The sequence below is a fragment of the Pseudomonas akapageensis genome (assembly GCF_011355085.1).
Lineage (GTDB): Bacteria > Pseudomonadota > Gammaproteobacteria > Pseudomonadales > Pseudomonadaceae > Aquipseudomonas > Aquipseudomonas akapageensis.
On record NZ_VXCP01000002.1, the window covers coordinates 221,860 to 237,916 of the forward strand.

At 61.7% G+C, this 16,057-nt stretch carries 14 protein-coding genes and 1 tRNA gene; 10 read left to right on the forward strand and 5 right to left on the reverse strand.

What is annotated here, in order from left to right; translation table 11 throughout:
• Window positions 1-25 precede the first annotated feature (25 nt).
• The 4 genes from F2S13_RS02890 to F2S13_RS02905 form a co-directional block, all read right to left on the reverse strand.
• Window positions 26-2,635 carry a winged helix-turn-helix domain-containing protein gene (locus tag F2S13_RS02890; RefSeq protein ID WP_166358878.1) on the reverse strand — a complete coding sequence of 870 codons (2,610 nt, stop codon included), beginning with the start codon at window positions 2,633-2,635 and terminating at the stop codon, window positions 26-28.
• Window positions 2,636-2,838: 203 nt separating this feature from the next.
• Window positions 2,839-4,023 (reverse strand): acetyl-CoA C-acyltransferase, encoded by a 1,185-nt coding sequence (locus F2S13_RS02895; RefSeq protein WP_166358880.1) that lies wholly within the window; start codon window positions 4,021-4,023, stop codon window positions 2,839-2,841.
• 58 nt (window positions 4,024-4,081) lie between these two features.
• Entirely contained in the window at window positions 4,082-6,193 is a 2,112-nt protein-coding gene (locus F2S13_RS02900) for a 3-hydroxyacyl-CoA dehydrogenase NAD-binding domain-containing protein (RefSeq protein ID WP_166358882.1), read from the reverse strand.
• 41 nt (window positions 6,194-6,234) lie between these two features.
• Window positions 6,235-8,037: an acyl-CoA dehydrogenase gene (locus tag F2S13_RS02905; protein WP_166358884.1), complete on the reverse strand. Its 1,803-nt coding sequence runs from the start codon at window positions 8,035-8,037 to the stop codon at window positions 6,235-6,237.
• A 179-nt stretch (window positions 8,038-8,216) separates the two neighbouring features.
• Between F2S13_RS02905 and F2S13_RS02910 the strand changes: the two genes are divergently transcribed.
• The 8 genes from F2S13_RS02910 (at window position 8,217) to F2S13_RS02945 (ending at window position 12,890) form a co-directional block, all read left to right on the forward strand.
• Window positions 8,217-9,284, forward strand: coding sequence for a M4 family metallopeptidase (locus tag F2S13_RS02910; RefSeq protein WP_166358885.1), 1,068 nt, complete (start codon window positions 8,217-8,219; stop codon window positions 9,282-9,284).
• Window positions 9,285-9,308: 24 nt separating this feature from the next.
• Complete coding sequence (locus F2S13_RS02915; RefSeq protein WP_166358887.1) at window positions 9,309-9,608, forward strand: protealysin inhibitor emfourin; 300 nt, start codon at window positions 9,309-9,311, stop codon at window positions 9,606-9,608.
• A 65-nt stretch (window positions 9,609-9,673) separates the two neighbouring features.
• A tRNA-Val gene (locus F2S13_RS02920) sits at window positions 9,674-9,750 on the forward strand.
• A 113-nt stretch (window positions 9,751-9,863) separates the two neighbouring features.
• Window positions 9,864-10,556, forward strand: a complete 693-nt coding sequence (locus F2S13_RS02925) for a UPF0149 family protein (protein WP_166358889.1) — start codon at window positions 9,864-9,866, stop codon at window positions 10,554-10,556.
• A gap of 176 nt (window positions 10,557-10,732) precedes the next feature.
• Complete coding sequence (locus F2S13_RS02930) at window positions 10,733-11,401, forward strand: YecA/YgfB family protein (protein ID WP_166358891.1); 669 nt, start codon at window positions 10,733-10,735, stop codon at window positions 11,399-11,401.
• A gap of 148 nt (window positions 11,402-11,549) precedes the next feature.
• On the forward strand, window positions 11,550-11,789 hold the full coding sequence (locus tag F2S13_RS02935; RefSeq protein WP_166358893.1) for a type II toxin-antitoxin system RelB/DinJ family antitoxin: 240 nt from the start codon (window positions 11,550-11,552) through the stop codon (window positions 11,787-11,789).
• Window positions 11,779-12,081 (forward strand): type II toxin-antitoxin system RelE family toxin, encoded by a 303-nt coding sequence (locus F2S13_RS02940; protein WP_166358895.1) that lies wholly within the window; start codon window positions 11,779-11,781, stop codon window positions 12,079-12,081. Before F2S13_RS02935 ends, F2S13_RS02940 begins: the two co-directional genes overlap by 11 nt.
• Before the next feature lie 107 nt (window positions 12,082-12,188).
• The gene (locus F2S13_RS02945; protein ID WP_166358897.1) at window positions 12,189-12,890 is read left to right on the forward strand and encodes a DUF6933 domain-containing protein; all 702 of its coding nucleotides are present in this window, start codon (window positions 12,189-12,191) and stop codon (window positions 12,888-12,890) included.
• A gap of 188 nt (window positions 12,891-13,078) precedes the next feature.
• Here the strand turns inward: F2S13_RS02945 and F2S13_RS02950 are convergent, their stop codons facing one another.
• Complete coding sequence (locus tag F2S13_RS02950) at window positions 13,079-13,384, reverse strand: Rho-binding antiterminator (protein ID WP_166358899.1); 306 nt, start codon at window positions 13,382-13,384, stop codon at window positions 13,079-13,081.
• Between the two features lie 532 nt (window positions 13,385-13,916).
• Here F2S13_RS02950 and F2S13_RS02955 point away from each other — a divergent pair.
• Both F2S13_RS02955 and F2S13_RS02960 read left to right on the forward strand, forming a co-directional pair.
• Window positions 13,917-14,813 (forward strand): nitrilase family protein, encoded by an 897-nt coding sequence (locus tag F2S13_RS02955; RefSeq protein WP_166358901.1) that lies wholly within the window; start codon window positions 13,917-13,919, stop codon window positions 14,811-14,813.
• Between the two features lie 11 nt (window positions 14,814-14,824).
• Complete coding sequence (locus F2S13_RS02960; protein ID WP_166358903.1) at window positions 14,825-16,048, forward strand: hypothetical protein; 1,224 nt, start codon at window positions 14,825-14,827, stop codon at window positions 16,046-16,048.
• The last annotated feature ends 9 nt before the right edge of the window (window positions 16,049-16,057 follow it).

Genomic DNA, 16,057 nt, shown 5'->3' on the forward strand with positions numbered 1-16,057 from the left:
GGTGGAAGGTGGGTGGAGGGGTAGCTCAGTCCAGCAGTTTGAGTTCTCGGGTCACTTGCAGGGCGGTTTCGCGGTCGCTTGCGTCGAGCTTGCGGAACAGATTGTTGATGTGGGTTTTCACCGTGCTGAGGCTGATATAGAGCCCGTCGGCAATCTGCTGGTTGCCCTGGCCGCTGGCCATGCGCCGCAGTACATCCTGTTCGCGACGGGTCAGCGGCTCGAGCAGCAAGTGGGTTTCGCGGGCGCTTTGCGGCGCTGGCGCGCGCAGGATCTGACTGAGTTGTTCGCGCATTGCCAACGGCGCTTCGAGGCCCAGTTGGCGACGGGTTTGCGGCGTCAGCAGTTGGCGCAACGGTTCGCCCAGGTCGCGACATTCCGGTTGCAACAACTGGCCCAGGCCATGGGTGCAGGCCGACTGCAATACCTGCTCCAGACAGGCGAAGGCGGCGTTGCGATCGCCCTGGTCCTGATGCAGGGTGGCCTGCAGTATGTTCAGATCAAATTGCAGTCGTTGGTTCTCTTCGGCAGCGGCCTGCTCCTGGAGCCTGCTGCTGATCTGCAGGGCAACACTGTGCTGCCCCAGATGGCGCTGGACCCAGGCATAAGCCAGCCATTCTTCCGGCATCAGCGCCTCCTCATAGTGGCGGCGACACCAGTGCCATTCCTCCAGCCAATCGAGGATGAAGGCCTGGTCGTGTTGATGCACCGCCAGGCGCACACGCCAGGCGCTGCTCTGGCGATACAACGCAAACAGCTGGAACTGGCGGGCCAGGCGCCGGGCTTCGTCGAGGCGGGAAGCGGCTTGAGCCAGATCGCCCTGAGCAAGGTGCAGGCAGGCCTGGTAGTGGAAGACCCAGGGCAGGCCGGCGCAGTGGGGGAAGTCGAGGGCGATCGCCTCGGCCTGGTTCAAGTGGTGGGCGGCCTGGTCGAGGCGATTGTTTTGCACCAGCACCAAACCCTGGCCGAGATGATGGAACAGGTCGTAAAAGCTGCGTGAGGCGCTGCTTGGCAGATGTTGGGCAAGACCGAGAAAACGCTCACCGGCCTGGCTCACCTGACCCTGAGCCAGCTCGATAAGGCCCATCAGCATGTGCAGGCTATTGGTGTAACCACTAAAGCCCAGGGCCAGCAATTCACTCAGGGCCTGTTGGGCATCAATACGCGCCTTGCGCAACTGGCCGAGGGCAAACAGGCAACTGGCGCGGTTGAAGGTCAATACCGCCGTGGCCGCGTTGACCTGGGGGAAACGTTGCAGGGCCGTCTCGATCAGCCCCAGGCCATGACTGAAATTGCCACCGAGCACGGCCAGGCGGCTGCGCAGAAAGGCCAGCGTCTGGTGCACCCGTTCAGGATGGCGCTCCGGTACCTCATCGCGCTGCAGCAGCCGTTGCAGTTGTTGCAGGCAGTCGCGTGCACGCGCGATGTCGTTGGTCACGATGACCGTACTGGTCTGGGTCATGGCCAGGGTAAAATGGTCGGCGCCGCTTTGACCCGGTATATCGGAGAGGAAGTCGACGATCGCATTGACCCGACCTTCGCGCAGCAGATCGAAACTGTAGCGTTCGATGGCTGCCAGGAGTGCGTTGAAATCCTTGGCCCGGCCCAGTTGGTAAACCGCCTCGGTATAGCACTGTTGCTCGATCAGCCAGGCGGCGGCCTGGCGGTGCAGTTCGAACAGGCGATCTGGCGCGTGACGGTACAGGCGCTGATAAAGCGTGCGCCGAAACACCGGGTGATAGCTGTAGGGCAGGCGTTCGCCTTGTCGCTGCTCGACGAACAGGTCCTGGCGTTGCAGTTGGCCGATCAGTTGCGCGGCATGCGTGTTGCCGCTGAGGTGTGTCGCAAGGGTAGCGTCGAAGGCGTTGACCACCGAGGTGCGTTCCAGAAAGGTCAGCAGCGCGGGAGGCAGGCGACGCAGCACTTGCTCGTCGAAGAACTGGGTAGTGTGCTCGACTGCTTGCCGTTCGTCATGGGCGCCGAGCCCGAACAGAACACCACTGATCCAGCCCTCGTTGCTGGCGCGCAATTGATAGATTGCATCGCTGCCCAGCGTCATCCCTCGGGCCTCGGCGAGATCGCGGGTTTCCGAACTGTCCAGTGCCAGGCTGTTGGCTTCAAGCATGTGCAGGCGCTGGTTGCGCCGCAAATGGCCGAAGGCAAGCGCCGGCAGCCCTTCACAGGTGCCGATGACATGCAGATTGGCCGGGGCGAACAGCAGCAGCTCGTCCAGGTAACGGCAACTGGCCTGGGCCCGCAGCAGGTGCAGGTCATCGAAAATCAGGGTGAAGCGTTCACGGCGTTGCTCCAGATGCTCGACGATCGCAGCCCACAGCGCAGGTTCGTCGGCAGCATCAGGCACGGGCAACTGCAGGGCGCGCAGCAGATGGGCGAGCAGGCTCTGCGCCTGGTTGTCACTGGCGTCGCAGCGGTACCAGGCGCAGTGGCCGTTCAGGCTGGCGGCGTATTGGGTCAGCAGGGTGCTCTTGCCATAGCCCAGTGGCGCACTGATAAGGGTCAGCAGACAGCCTTGCTGCGCCGCATCCTGCAGGCGTTGCAGCAGTTTGGGGCGAGCGATGGCGTTTGCAGGCAATGGTGCAGGACGCAGTTTGGTGGCGTTGATGGCCGTTTTTTTCATGCGCTGCGTGCTATTCCCAGGACAGTTTCAATTGCCGACACCTTATATGCAGTGCGGTGGGTCAGACAATCCGCGTCGTCTGCATCGCTGGCAAGCCAGCTCCCACAGGTCTCCCACAGGTCTTCACTGTCATGCTTGTATCTGTGGGAGCTGGCTTGCCAGCGATGGGGCCATGACGGCCAGCCCAGTCAAAAGGTGTGTCATTACAGCACTTCAAACAACCCAGCCGCCCCCATACCGCCGCCGACACACATGGTCACCACCACATATTTCACGCCACGACGTTTACCTTCAAGCAGCGCATGCCCGACCATCCGTGCACCGCTCATGCCGTAGGGGTGACCGATGGCGATGGCGCCGCCGTTGACGTTGAGTTTATCCGGATCGATGCCCAGGGTGTCGCGGCAGTACAGGACCTGGCAGGCGAAGGCTTCATTGAGCTCCCACAGACCGATGTCATCCACCCGCAGGCCATGCTGCTTGAGCAGTTTGGGCACCGCCAACACCGGGCCGATACCCATTTCCTCCGGGGCCAGGCCGGCCACGGCGATGCCGCAATAGCGGCCGATCGGCGCCAGGTTGCGTTGTTCGGCCAGGCGCGCATCCATCAGCACACAGGCGCTGGCGCCGTCGGACAGTTGGCTGGCGTTGCCGGCGGTGATGCAGCCACCTTCGATCACCGGCTTGAGTTTGACCAGGTCATCGAGCACGGTTTGCGGGCGGTTGCCTTCGTCCTGGGTCAGGGTGACCTGTTCGTAGCTGACAGCACCCGTGGCCTTGTCGACCACTTGCTTGGTGGCAGTCACCGGCACGATCTCATCGGCGAACAAACCGGCCTGCTGGGCGGCGGCGGTGCGCAACTGCGATTGCAGGGCATAGGCGTCCTGGGCTTCGCGGCTGATGTTGTAGCGTTCGGCCACGATCTCGGCGGTTTGCAGCATCGGCATATAGGCATGCACGGCGTTGCGCATCACCAGCTCGTCGCGCTCGGCCATGGCCCATTCCATGTTGCGGTTTTGCACCAGGCTGATGTGTTCCTGGCCGGCGCCGATGGTGACCTGCATGCCGTCGACCATGATCTGCTTGGCTGCCGTGGCGATGGCCATCAGGCCCGAGGCGCACTGGCGGTCCAGGGTCTGGCCGCTGACACTGTAGGGCAGGCCGCTGGCGAGTGCCGCCATGCGCCCCAGGTTCCAGCCAGCGGTGCCGCTGGGCATGGCGGTGCCCATGATCAGGTCGTCGATTTCAGCGGCTTCGATACCGGCGCGGGTGACCGCGGCACGAATGGCGTGGCTGGCCATGCTCGGCGACTTGAGGTTGTTGAAGGCACCGCGAAAGGCTTTGGCGATGGGCGTGCGGGCGGTGGAGAGGATGACGGCTTCTTTCATGTCGAGTTTCCGATAGAGGTTGTGGACGGCCGCCGCGATGGCAGCGGCCGCGCAAGAATCAGTGCTTGGCGATGCGACGCTGGCCGGCGGCGACCAGGCGTTGCAGCAGCGGCGCCGGCTGGAACCACATCCGGCCGTAGTCACCGAGCGCCTCGCGGTAGTGCTCGATGGCCGCCAGCACCTTGTCCAGGCCAAGCTGCTCGGCATAGTGCAGCGGGCCGCCGCGCCAGGCCGGGAAGCCGTAGCCGTTGATCCACACCAGGTCGATGTCGCTGCTGCGCAAGGCAATGCCCTCGTCGAGCAGCTGGATGCCCTCGTTGATCAGCATGAACAGACAGCGGTCGTGGATTTCCTGCTCGCTGATCGGGCGACGAGTGATGTTCAATTTGGCCGCGACCTTTTCAGCCAGTGCCAGTACCTCCGGGGCCTCCTGGCGATCACGGCCCTCATAGGTGTAGAAGCCGCGGGCATTCTTCTGGCCGTAGCGACCCAGCGCGTACAGCTCGTCGGCGATCTTGCAGTAGCTCGGGTCGTGTGCAATCACTTCGCGGCGCGATTCGCGAACCAGGAAGCTGACGTCAATGCCAGCCAGGTCATGCATGGCCATCACGCCCATGGCCAGGCCCAGGTCGGTCAGCACCTTGTCGATCTGTGCCGGTGTGGCGCCTTCGAGCAGCAGGCGATGGGCTTCACGGGAGTAGGGTTCGAGCATGCGGTTGCCGATAAAGCCGAAGCACACGCCCGACACCACCGGGATCTTGCCGATGCGTTTGCCGACCTTCAGGGTGGTGGCCAGCACGTCCGGGGCGGTGGCCTTGCCGCGCACCACTTCGAGCAGGCGCATGACATTGGCCGGGCTGAAGAAGTGCAGGCCGATCACGTCTTGCGGGCGGCGGGTGACGGCGGCGATGGCGTCGACATCCAGGGTCGAGGTGTTGCTGGCCAGGATCGCGCCCGGCTTGCACACCTCATCCAGGGTGCGGAACACCTGCTGCTTGATCGGCAGGCTTTCGAAGACGGCTTCGATCACCAGGTCGCAGTCAGCGATGTCGGCGTACTCCAGGGTGCCGGTGAGCAAGGCCATGCGCTGCTCCAGCTGGGCCTGGGTCAGCTTGCCGCGCTTGATGCTGATTTCGTAGTTGTTGCGGATCTGGGTCAGGCCACGGTCGAGGGCCTCGGGCTTGAGCTCCAGCAGCCGCACCGGGATTCCGGCGTTGGCGAAGTTCATGGCAATGCCGCCACCCATGGTGCCGGCGCCGATCACGGCGACCTTGTCGATCGCGCGGATCGGCGTGCTGGCGTCCACGCCCGGCACCTTGCCGACTTCACGTTCGGCGAAGAACACATGGCGCAGCGCCTGGGACTGGCTCGAGGCTTCGGCTTGCTTGAACAGTGCCTTTTCTTCAGCCAGGCCTGCTTCGAGCGACAGTGTGCAACTGGCCTCGACGGCGGCCAATACCAGGAACGGGGCCAGTTGGCCTTTCCAGCGGCGCTCGTTGGCGGTGCGGTACTGGGCGAAGAAATCGGCTGCCAGTTCACTGGCCGGGTTTGGCATCGGCCAGGCCGGGCGTGCCGGGGCGACGTCTGCGACCAGGTCGCGAGCGAACTGGCGAGCATCATCAAGCAGGCTTTCGGGGCTCTTGGCCAAACGATCGACTACACCCAGTTCCTTGGCGCGTGTGGCAACGATGGGTTGACCGGAAGCAATCATCTCCAGAGCCGCTTGCGCACCGATCAATCGCGGCAGGCGCTGGGTCCCCCCGGCGCCAGGCAGCAGGCCCAGGCTGATTTCCGGCAGGCCGACACGGGCGAGGGGCTCGGCGATGCGGTAACCGCAGGCCAGGGCCAGCTCCAGGCCGCCGCCCAGGGCGAACTTGCCGATGGCCGCGATCAGCGGCTTGTCCAGTTGAGTCAGGCGGACCAGCAGATCGGGCAGGGACGGCTCGGCATGGGAGGCAGCGCTGCCGAACTCGCTGATATCAGCCCCGGCGCTGAAGGCCAGGCCTTCGCCGTGGAGGATGATGGCGCGCACGGCAGGATTGGCGGCGGCGTCTTCGCAGGCTTGCAGCAAGGCCACGCGCAGCGGCTGGCCGAGGGCGTTGACCGGGGCACTGGCCAGGCCGATCAGGGCCAGGTCGTTTTCGATACGGGTGTGGATCAAGGTGCTCATAGAGGTTCCTTGGAGTAGCGCTGTAGGGGAGGGCGACCGGTTCAGAACCAGGCGTCCTGCATGTCGAAGCAGACGCGATTTCCGGCCTGCAGCAAGTTCGCCTGGGCCGGCAGCGGGGCCAGTTCCCAGTCCATGAAGTAGCGCGCCGCCTGCAATTTGCCGCGATAGAAATCGGCCTCGCTGCCCTTGGCACCGGCAGTCAGGGCGCGGCTGGCCAGCGTGGCCTGGCGCAGCCACAGCCAGCCGACCACGACGCGGCCGAACAGATCCAGATAAGTCGTGGCGTTGGACAGCCCAAGGTCGGCATTGGCCGCGATCTGGCCCTGCAAGGCCATGGTCACCTGCTCGAGAATCCCCAGGCCATCGCCCAGCGCGGCCTGCAGGGGTTCGAGCGTCCCATCGCCACGGGCACTGTCGAGCGTGGCGCGGGCCCGATCAAGGAACAGCCGGTAGCCATCGCCGCCACGCGGACCCAGTTTGCGCCCGAGCAGGTCGAGGCCATGGATGCCTTCGGTGCCTTCATGGATGGGGTTCAGGCGGTTGTCGCGGTAGTACTGCTCCAGCGGGTACTCGCGGGTATAGCCGGCGCCGCCGAGTACCTGGATGCCAATGTCCGAGGCGATAAGGCCGTAGCGGGACGGGTAGGATTTGACCATCGGCGTGAGCAGATCCAGCAGCTCGGCGGCATCGCGACGCTCTGCTTCGCAGGGCGCACTGTGGGCATCCTCGACCAGGCTGCTGGCGTACAGGCACAGCGCCAGACTGCCTTCGGCGTAAACCTTCTGCTGCAACAGCATGCGCCGCACATCGGCATGCTGGATGATCTGTACCTGCGGCGCCAGCGGGTCCTTGTTGCTGGGCAGGCGCCCCTGGGGGCGCTCGCGGGCGTAGGTCAGGGCATGCAGGTAACTCTGGTACGCCAGGCTGGCCGCGCCCAGGCCGACGCCGATGCGTGCCTCGTTCATCATCTGGAACATGTAGCCCAGGCCCTTGTGCGCCTCGCCGACCAGATAACCGACCGCGCCCTCGTGCTCGCCGAAACTCAGCACGGTGGAGGTGGTGTTGCGATAGCCCATCTTGTGCAGCAGACCGGCCAGCGCCACATCATTGCGCACACCGATGCTGCCATCGGCCTCGACCAGGAACTTGGGTACCAGGAACAGTGAAATCCCCTTGACCCCGGCCGGTGCACCTTCGATGCGGGCCAGCACCATGTGCACGATGTTCTCGGTCATCTCGTGGTCGCCGCCAGAGATGAACATCTTCTGCCCGAACACCCGATACGTACCGTCGGCCATGGGGCGGGCGCTGGTGCGCAAGTCCCCCAGGGCCGAGCCCTGGCCGGCTTCGGTCAGCGCCATGGTGCCGCTGAAACGGCCTTCCAGCATGGGCGCGAGAAAGCGCGCCTGCAGCTCGGTGCTGGCAAAACTCTTCACCAGATTGGTGGCGCCGATGCTGAGGAAGGGATATGCGACCGAGGCGATATTGGCTGCGTTGAAATACGCCATACAGGCGCGCAACACCACTTCAGGCAGCTGCAACCCGCCATCGGCGTAATCATGGTGCGCTGCCAGAAAGCCCGCCTGGGCAAAGGCATCCCAGGCCGCCTTGGTTTCCGGGATCAGCGTTACTCGCTCGCCATCGAAGGTCGGCTCGTTGGCGTCGCCCTTGTGGTTGTGCGGGGCAAAGTAATCGGCGGCCAGCTGGCGGGCGGTATCGAGCGTGGCATCGAATACGGCGCGATCATGCTCGGCATAGCGCGGGCGCTGGAGCAGCGCTTGGGTGTCGAGCAGTTCGTAGAGCTGGAAGCTCAGTTCACGCTCATTGAGCAATTGGTCGGTCATGGAATGTCTCGTCAGGGGACGCTATGCGAGACGTTTTAACAAGCCAGGTGGGCGCGGCGCGTCCAACCCGGGGTGGATTTACGGGTGGAAAAACCACTGTGAGGTGGAGACGGGAGGAAGGGGTGGCCCTTTGGTGATTGGCTACGCTGTGTGCATACCCCGCCCAAGGAGGGTCGACCATGTGCACGCGCAACCCGCTGCATTGCATCATTCCGCCCTACATCACCGAGCGCCTCGCCCAGTCCGACGACCCGCAGGTGCGTTCGCAGGCCATCGCCAACCTCAAGGCCGATGCCGGCTACCGTGCCACCCGCGAAAGCGCCCAGGCCATTGCAACTCTGCTGGCCACGCTGTCACCCGGCCAGACGCGCCACCGCCTGGTCTACACCGCCAACGACAGTGGCCAACTGCCCGGCGACCTGGCCCGCGCCGAAGGGCAGGGCCCCAGCGGTGATGCGGCGGTGGATGAAGCCTACGACGGTGCGGGCATTACTTATGACTTCTACGACCAGTTGTTCCAGCGCAACTCACTGGACGGCAAAGGCATGGCCCTGATCTCCACCGTGCACATGAAGAAGTTCGACTTCCGCACCAAGACCTACGTGCCCCTGGACAATGCTTTCTGGAACGGCACGCAAATGGCCTATGGCGACGGTGCCGGGCTATGGTCGCAACGCTTCACCCGCTCGCTGGATGTCATCGGCCATGAACTGACCCACGGCGTGCAAACCTTTACCAGCAACCTCACGTATTACGGCCAGTCCGGCGCACTGAACGAACATTTCTCCGACGTTTTCGGCGTCCTGGTGCGGCAATGGCATCTGAATGAACCCGCCAGCAGCGCCAGCTGGCTGATCGGCGCCGACGTGTTGATACCCGCGCCCACCCGCCGTGGCATCCGCGACATGGAATTCCCCGGCACCGCCTTTGCCAATGACCCTTACCTGGGCGACGACCCACAACCCGACCACATGTCAAAACTTGTCACAGGATCAGGGGATAATGGCGGGGTGCATTACAATTCAGGCATTCCCAACCGCGCCTTCGTCCTGGTGGCCAAGGCCCTTGGCGGCAATGCCTGGGACGTGGCCGGGCGGATCTGGTACGAAACCCTGCTTCAGCTCAATGCCCACAGTCAGTTCCAGGACTGCGCCGAAATCAGTGTCCAGATCGCCGGCGCCCGCTATGGCGCGCAAGCCAAAAAAGCCGTGAAGGCGGCATGGAAGAAAGTCGGGATCAGCCTGTAGCCAGCTCTTTTGCGAGGTCAGCTCATGAAAATCCAGTTCCAGGAAACCGGAGGATTCGTCGGCACCGTCAAAGTCTGCCAACTGGACACGGACGCCCTGGCGCACGATGAAGCACAAACCGTCAAACGCCTGGTGCGCGAAAGCGGCATCAAGGTGTCCGGCAGGCACTGCGACGAAATGGGCCGGGATTGCCAGCAATACGAAATCATCATTGATGACGGACGTGAGATATCAGTGACTTACGACGACGGTAACGTTCCGGAGTCGGCATGGGGACTGGTTGGCTACCTGAAAGACCGCGCCAGCCCCAAGCGTCGCGGCTGATTTGCGAAAGCATGCAACACAAAGTTGACACCTTTGCGCAATTCCGTAAAATGCCGCCTCACAGCAGGCACGTAGCTCAGTTGGTTAGAGCACCACCTTGACATGGTGGGGGTCGTTGGTTCGAGTCCAATCGCGCCTACCAAACAAAATCCGCTCTGCTGGGCGGTGTGAAGAAGGGCGATCCGAGAGGGTCGCCCTTTTTTGTTGCCTGATATTCTCTATTGGCACAGCAGACCAATCAAACGAGCACTCCCCATGGCCTACACCATCAGCAACCAACCGCTGACCCTCGCCCAGTTCGACTTCATCCAGGACCAACTGGACAAGCACGCCGGGGAAACCTCCATCCGCAGCATCTCGGAACTCGACGGCTACTTCACCGCCATCATCTCCTACATCGAAGACATCCATTTCAACGACTGGTACGCCGCCTTCTGGGGAGGCGCCGAGCACCTGCCGAAGTGGAAAAGCGAACAGACCTACCAGCGTTTCTTCGACCTGCTGATCCAGCACATGAACCAGATCGCCACAATGCTAGTGGACTACCCGGATGCCTACTCGCCGATCTTCAACCAGGCCGAAGATCGGGAAGGCCTCGACGTGGAAGACTGGTGCCTGGGCTATCAGCGCGGGGTCAATGTCGCCGGCGGCTGGGCGGACTTGCCCGAACACGAGAAGGGCTTGCTCGGCCTGATCACCATGCACACGCTCGGTCTGGATGTCATTTCCAAAGGCAAGGAAGACCCGGAGCAGGCGTTCAGCTCCGAAGAAGCCTTCATAGAAGTCATCAAGGTCGCCGCCGTGGGCCTGCATCAGTATTGGGCGCAACAGCGTACCGCTTCGCAAGCGATCACCCACGAGCCCGTGCGCGCCGAGCCCAAAGTAGGCCGCAACGACCCTTGCCCATGCGGCAGTGGAAAGAAGTACAAGCAGTGCTGCATGCGCTGACACGGCTCACCTTCTCACCACCCCCCTCGTCCCCACGCTCTGCGTGGGGATGCATCCGCAGACGCTCTGCGTCGTCACCACCGTGCAGCGCGTCAGTTCAACCTTTCTTTTCAATACCGCGCAATGCTGCGAATGCGTAAAATCCCCCCGACATTTCACAAACAGGCCCCACCGACATGCAAATTTCAGATTTCGAACCCCTGGATAACGAAGAATTGCAGAAGGTGGACGACGTGCTCATGAAGCACGGCAACGACGACGCCATCCAGAACGCCTCCGAGCTTGACGGCTTCTTCACCGCCATCGTCTCCGGCCCGGTCATGGTCATGCCCAGCCAATGGATGCCAGCTGTCTGGGGCGGCAAAGACAAAGAGCCCAAGTGGAGCAACCCCGCCCAGGCCGACCGCTTCTACAAACTGCTCATGCGCCACCTCAACTCCCTCGCTGCCGAGCTGATGGAATCCCCGGAAACCTTCGAAGCCGTGTTCCTGGAAAACCGTGAAAGCGGCAACGGCGAAATGATCGTCGACGAGTGGTGCATCGGCTACATGCGTGGCGTGGCATTGGTTGGCGGCTGGCAGGGCTTGCCGGCAGAGCAGGCTGCCCAGCTGGAAGCGATTGCCCTGCATGGCAAACAAGAGAACTTCGAACGGGTTGAAGCACTGACCCCCGACGAACTTCAGGCTTCGATCGATGCCATCGAGCCTGCGGTATTGGCGTTGCATGCCTACTACCTGGTGCAGCGTACGCCGCAGACTGTTCGCACTCGGGATGAGCGGGTAGGGCGCAATGATCCTTGCCCGTGTGGGAGTGGGAAGAAGTTCAAGCAGTGCTGTTTGCACTGATCCAATGCGAGAAATAGTGTCAGCACTGCTGACACTATTGGCCAATAGAAGCCCTTGGGTGGCAGGTGATCCCGCGAACATTCTGTTTGCATAAAGGGCGAGGGGGTGGCATTGTAATGACGAGTGTCTTTACAGTGAGGATCCAGCCATGGCTTCCATCAATATCCGTATCGACGACGAACTCAAAGCCCGCGCTTACCGCGAGCTGGAACGGCTCGGCGTCACGCCTTCAGAACTCATGCGTCAGGCTTTGCAGTATGTGGCTGAGCGCGGCCAGTTGCCGTTTCGCCCGGTGTTGATGACCGAGGACGATGAGGCCTTGATCGCCACCGTGCGCGAGCGTCTGTCAGCCCCGCAGCGCGTGAAGGTTACGCTGGATGATCTATAGCCTTGAATTCGATGTGCGAGCATTGAAAGAATGGCACAAGTTAGGAGATACCGTCCGCCAGCAGCTCAAGAAAAAACTAGCTGAGATTTTGCTCAATCCGCGTATTGAAGCCAACCGTCTACACGCATTACCGGACTGCTACAAGATCAAGCTGCGCAGTAGCGGCTATCGGTTGGTGTACCAGGTGCTTGATCATGAGGTGGTGGTGTTTGTCGTGGCGGTTGATCGACGTGAGCGTGAGCAGGTTTATCGCAAGGCTGCCGAACGCTTCAAACAGGTCCCCGGTAAGTAGCGAAAAAGTCTCAGCACTGCTGAGACTTTTGCCTATGGCCCGATGAAAAAACTGAAGGCTTATCAAGCTCGTCATCGTTGCTCGAACCACGGATCAAGGTATAGCTAATGCTGATCTTCAACTGCACACAAGCCGCCACCGACTTCTTCACTCGCGTGCAGAAGGGCAAGAAAATCACACCCGTGCAAACCCCGCCCTTTGCGCGAATAGAAGACGATGCCGCCGCGATGGCCCGGGACGGCATTGATGTCGCGCAAGCGGATCAGTGGCTGCTCCATGCCGCAGTCATAAGGCGCAAGCACGTGCTGGTCGCCATCCATGTCGACACTCGCTACATGATGTTCTTCAGCGACATGAAGAAAGCCAATGTCGAAGCCTTCCTGAACGATTTTTGCTCGCGCTGGATGGAAGGAATGCTCGGTCTTGCCATGCGTGACGGTGTGCTCGACTGGGTCGAAATGCCTACCGCGGGTGAGCAGTTCATGGCTCATACCAGCGAGTTCGTCCTGTTCAAGCGTGGTGAGCGCAGTGCGCAGGGCCATATCAACGAAGCGCTGTGGATGTTCGAGGACACCGTCCATGCAACGGGATGTTTGCCACCCGATGAGTTTGCAGTTGCGAGTTTCGATAACAAGATGAATGCCACGCCGCGGACCGGCAAAGCCCTCAAGGGCAAGTATTTCTACCCAGAAGAGGAAATGCTTGCTTGCTGGTTACAGAAATTCTGCGGGGTTACCGATGCGGGTGTGGCCAGGTTCAGGGAGCAGCGGTCAGCGTTGTGGCGGGAACGTTACCAAGCGTCGCACTAGTACCCCTGCGCCACATTTCTTTGAAGATTTTCAGGTCCGTAGGGTGAGTTTGTGTCACCACTGGTGTCACTTTTTTGTTGCGGAGTTCTGGGCAATTGTCTCACCAGTGGTGAGACTTTCTCATCGCTGCGTTACGCTTCGTGAGCCAGGAATCGCGGGGACGGGCAGACGTGAGCCATCCACCTCAATCAAATTGCACAACTCCCACCCGCCAACTCCACCCGTCCAAAACTCGCCCCAGCGCCCAACGGCGTAATGGCCAACAACCGATCAAGCCGCACCTCCAACGCCCCGTCCGCACCTTCCAGGCACAGAAACTCTTCCTTGGTCGCAGACGTACGCGTGGTCACCGCCTTGGCCTCGAAGTCAGCCCCATCAACCAGTTCGACCTTCAAGCGATAACCATGCAGGCAGGCGATCTCCAGGTAGTCGTACAGGTCGCAGTTCATCGGCTGATACGCCTGCTGGGGTGGAGTCGTTTGGGGCTTGGTCATGACTGTCTCCTTATTTCAAACCGAGCGAGCGCTGGGCGAAGTTCAAAGGCAACGTCGTGCGTCCATTCAAACCGAGCACAATTCAATGGCGGGTTTTAAATGAAAGACCATCCAGAATATAAACCCAAACCTTAAATCATACGCCGACCGAGTTGAGTCGGATAATTACCTCCTCGTTCCCGCGCTCCGCGTGGGAATGCATCCAGAGACGCTCTGCGTCGTGCTCTTTAGGTCGACGCAGAGCGTCTGGCACGGCATTCCCACGCAGAGCGTGGGAACGAGATAGAGGTGACCCTTTTAACGGCTGCCGAAGGCTGCGGCTACATGGCTGCGGCTTGCCCCGAAGATAGCGCTTGCCCAGTGAGGGGCAAGACGGTATCTACAGCAGCCCACCGATTGCCCACTCAATCACTCCTTCAGAAATTACTCACTCCTTTCTCGGAAGCCGCCGGCTCCCTCATCCCAATGAATAGCTTGTTATATGGAAACCACCCATCCGGGTTATCCATAACAAAAACAAGGTCTCCCATTCATGCCACAACCCGCCGAAGCCATCAGCCCTGTCCGCATCGCCGTCGTGCAATTCGACCCACAAGCCGGCCTGGAAAACTGCAAACACAACCTCTCCCATACCCTGCACCTGGCCAAGGAAGCCGCCGAAAACGGCGCCAACCTGATCGTCCTTCCCGAACTGGCCAACACCGGCTACGCCTTCAAAACCCGCAAAGAAGCCTTCGACCACGCCGAGTTCGTGCCCAACGGCCCAAGCGTGGAGGCCTGGCTGGAATTCGCCCGCCAACACCAGGTGTACCTGGCCGCCGGCCTGGCCGAACGCGACGGCATGAAAATATATGACACAGCCGTACTGGTAGGGCCGGAGGGTTTCATCGGGCGGTATCGCAAAACCCACCTCTGGAATCAGGAAAAGCTCTGGTTCTCGACCGGTGACCTGGGGCTGCCGGTATTCGACACCCCCATAGGCCGCATTGGCCTGCTCATCTGCTGGGATATCTGGTTTCCTGAAGCCCCCCGCCTGCTCGCATTGCAGGGCGCAGACATCATCTGCAGCCTGAACAACTGGGTCTGGACGCCTCCGCCATTGTTCGACGCAACCGGCAAGTGCATGGCGTCCTACCTCACCATCACCGCCGCCCACGTCAACAACGTCTTCATCGCCGCCGCCAACTGCATCGGGACCGACCGCGGCGAGCGCTTCCTGGGCTGTTCCTTGATCGCCGGCACCAACGGCTGGCCCATCAGCGAAGTGGCCTCGGCCGAGGAGCAAACCATCCTCTACGCCGACGTCGATCTCACTTGCGCACGTACCGCACCCATCTGGAACAGCCTCAACGACTTGCCCAGGGACCGCCGCACTGACCTGTACGGCGCCATGCTCGGCTATGACATGCACCCGCCACTGGCGCGTTGAGGAGGTGGGTCATGAACAACCCGATCAACAAGTCATCGCCCCAGGCATTTGATGCGTCGTCCGATATCATCATCGTGACCCTTGTCCTGGTCACTGCACTCTGCATCTTCGGTGTGACCTCGTTCACCGGCGCCTCCTCGCCAACGGCCTGGTGGCCAAGCTATGCCGACATGATGGACAGCCTCCATCACCCCTTCGCCTGGTGGCGCTGGGTGCTGGGTGATATCAGCGAAGTTGCCTTCTACAAACACGAGTTCGCCTCCATCGGCCTGCTAGCCGGCGCCGGCATTGCGTGGTGGGCGAATCGCACCGGCAAGGCGTGGCAAGGGTTCGCGATTTGTTATGGAACCGGATTGTGGCCCTGGGTGATCACCAGCTCCTTGCTGGGGCTGGTACTCAGCAATCTGCTCTGGGGCTGGACCCTCTTCGAAGGGGACTGGCAGCCGACATTCGTCGCCTTCGTGTCCTTGCCGGCCGCCATGGTGTTGCTGTACGGGCGGGGCTGGCGGGTCGCGATCAATGGGGCAATCATGGGGGCAGTATTGGTTACCCCGTGGTGCCTGCTGATCGTCAATGGGTTGTGCAAACCGTTGGGTCTACCGGTCGTAATCGGTAATGTTTCCGGCATGGCAATCGCCAGTGTCCTGGCATTTATCCTGTGCCGGTGGATACCCGCCCTGGTAACGACGCCAAGCCTGCACGGGGCATCGAAAGACGCACCACAGACAAGCGCCGAACCCACCTCGAATGCCCCAACGAACTACGGCATCGCCTGGACACTGCGGCGAATCCTCGCTGACTTCTCCGAAGCCCCATTTTTCGGCAACGAACTGGCCAGCCTCGGTTTGCTGCTCGGTGCATTGCTCGCCTACGCGCTCAACCCGGCCAGCCCGGCCTACGGCTCAGGCTGGCTGCTGGAAATGATCGCCGCCCAGGCACTGGCCTCGGCCATTGGCGTGATCGTCTGGCGCCGCCAATGGATCAAACTCGGCTGGTACCCCACCTACATCCCCATCGTCTCCGTCGCCCCTGCCGCCGTGCTGACCCTCGGCGGCAGCTTCCCCGTCATCGCCCTGAGCGCCCCCCTCGGCGCCCTGATCGCACCGCCACTGGCCGCCGCCATCAGCCGCCGCTTGCCTGACTGGGTGCATGGCTACGTCGGCAATGTGATCTCCATGGCCATCAGCACGGTGTTCATCATTCCCTTTATTGGCTTGATCGTGGGGAGCTTCTGAATGCCCGCC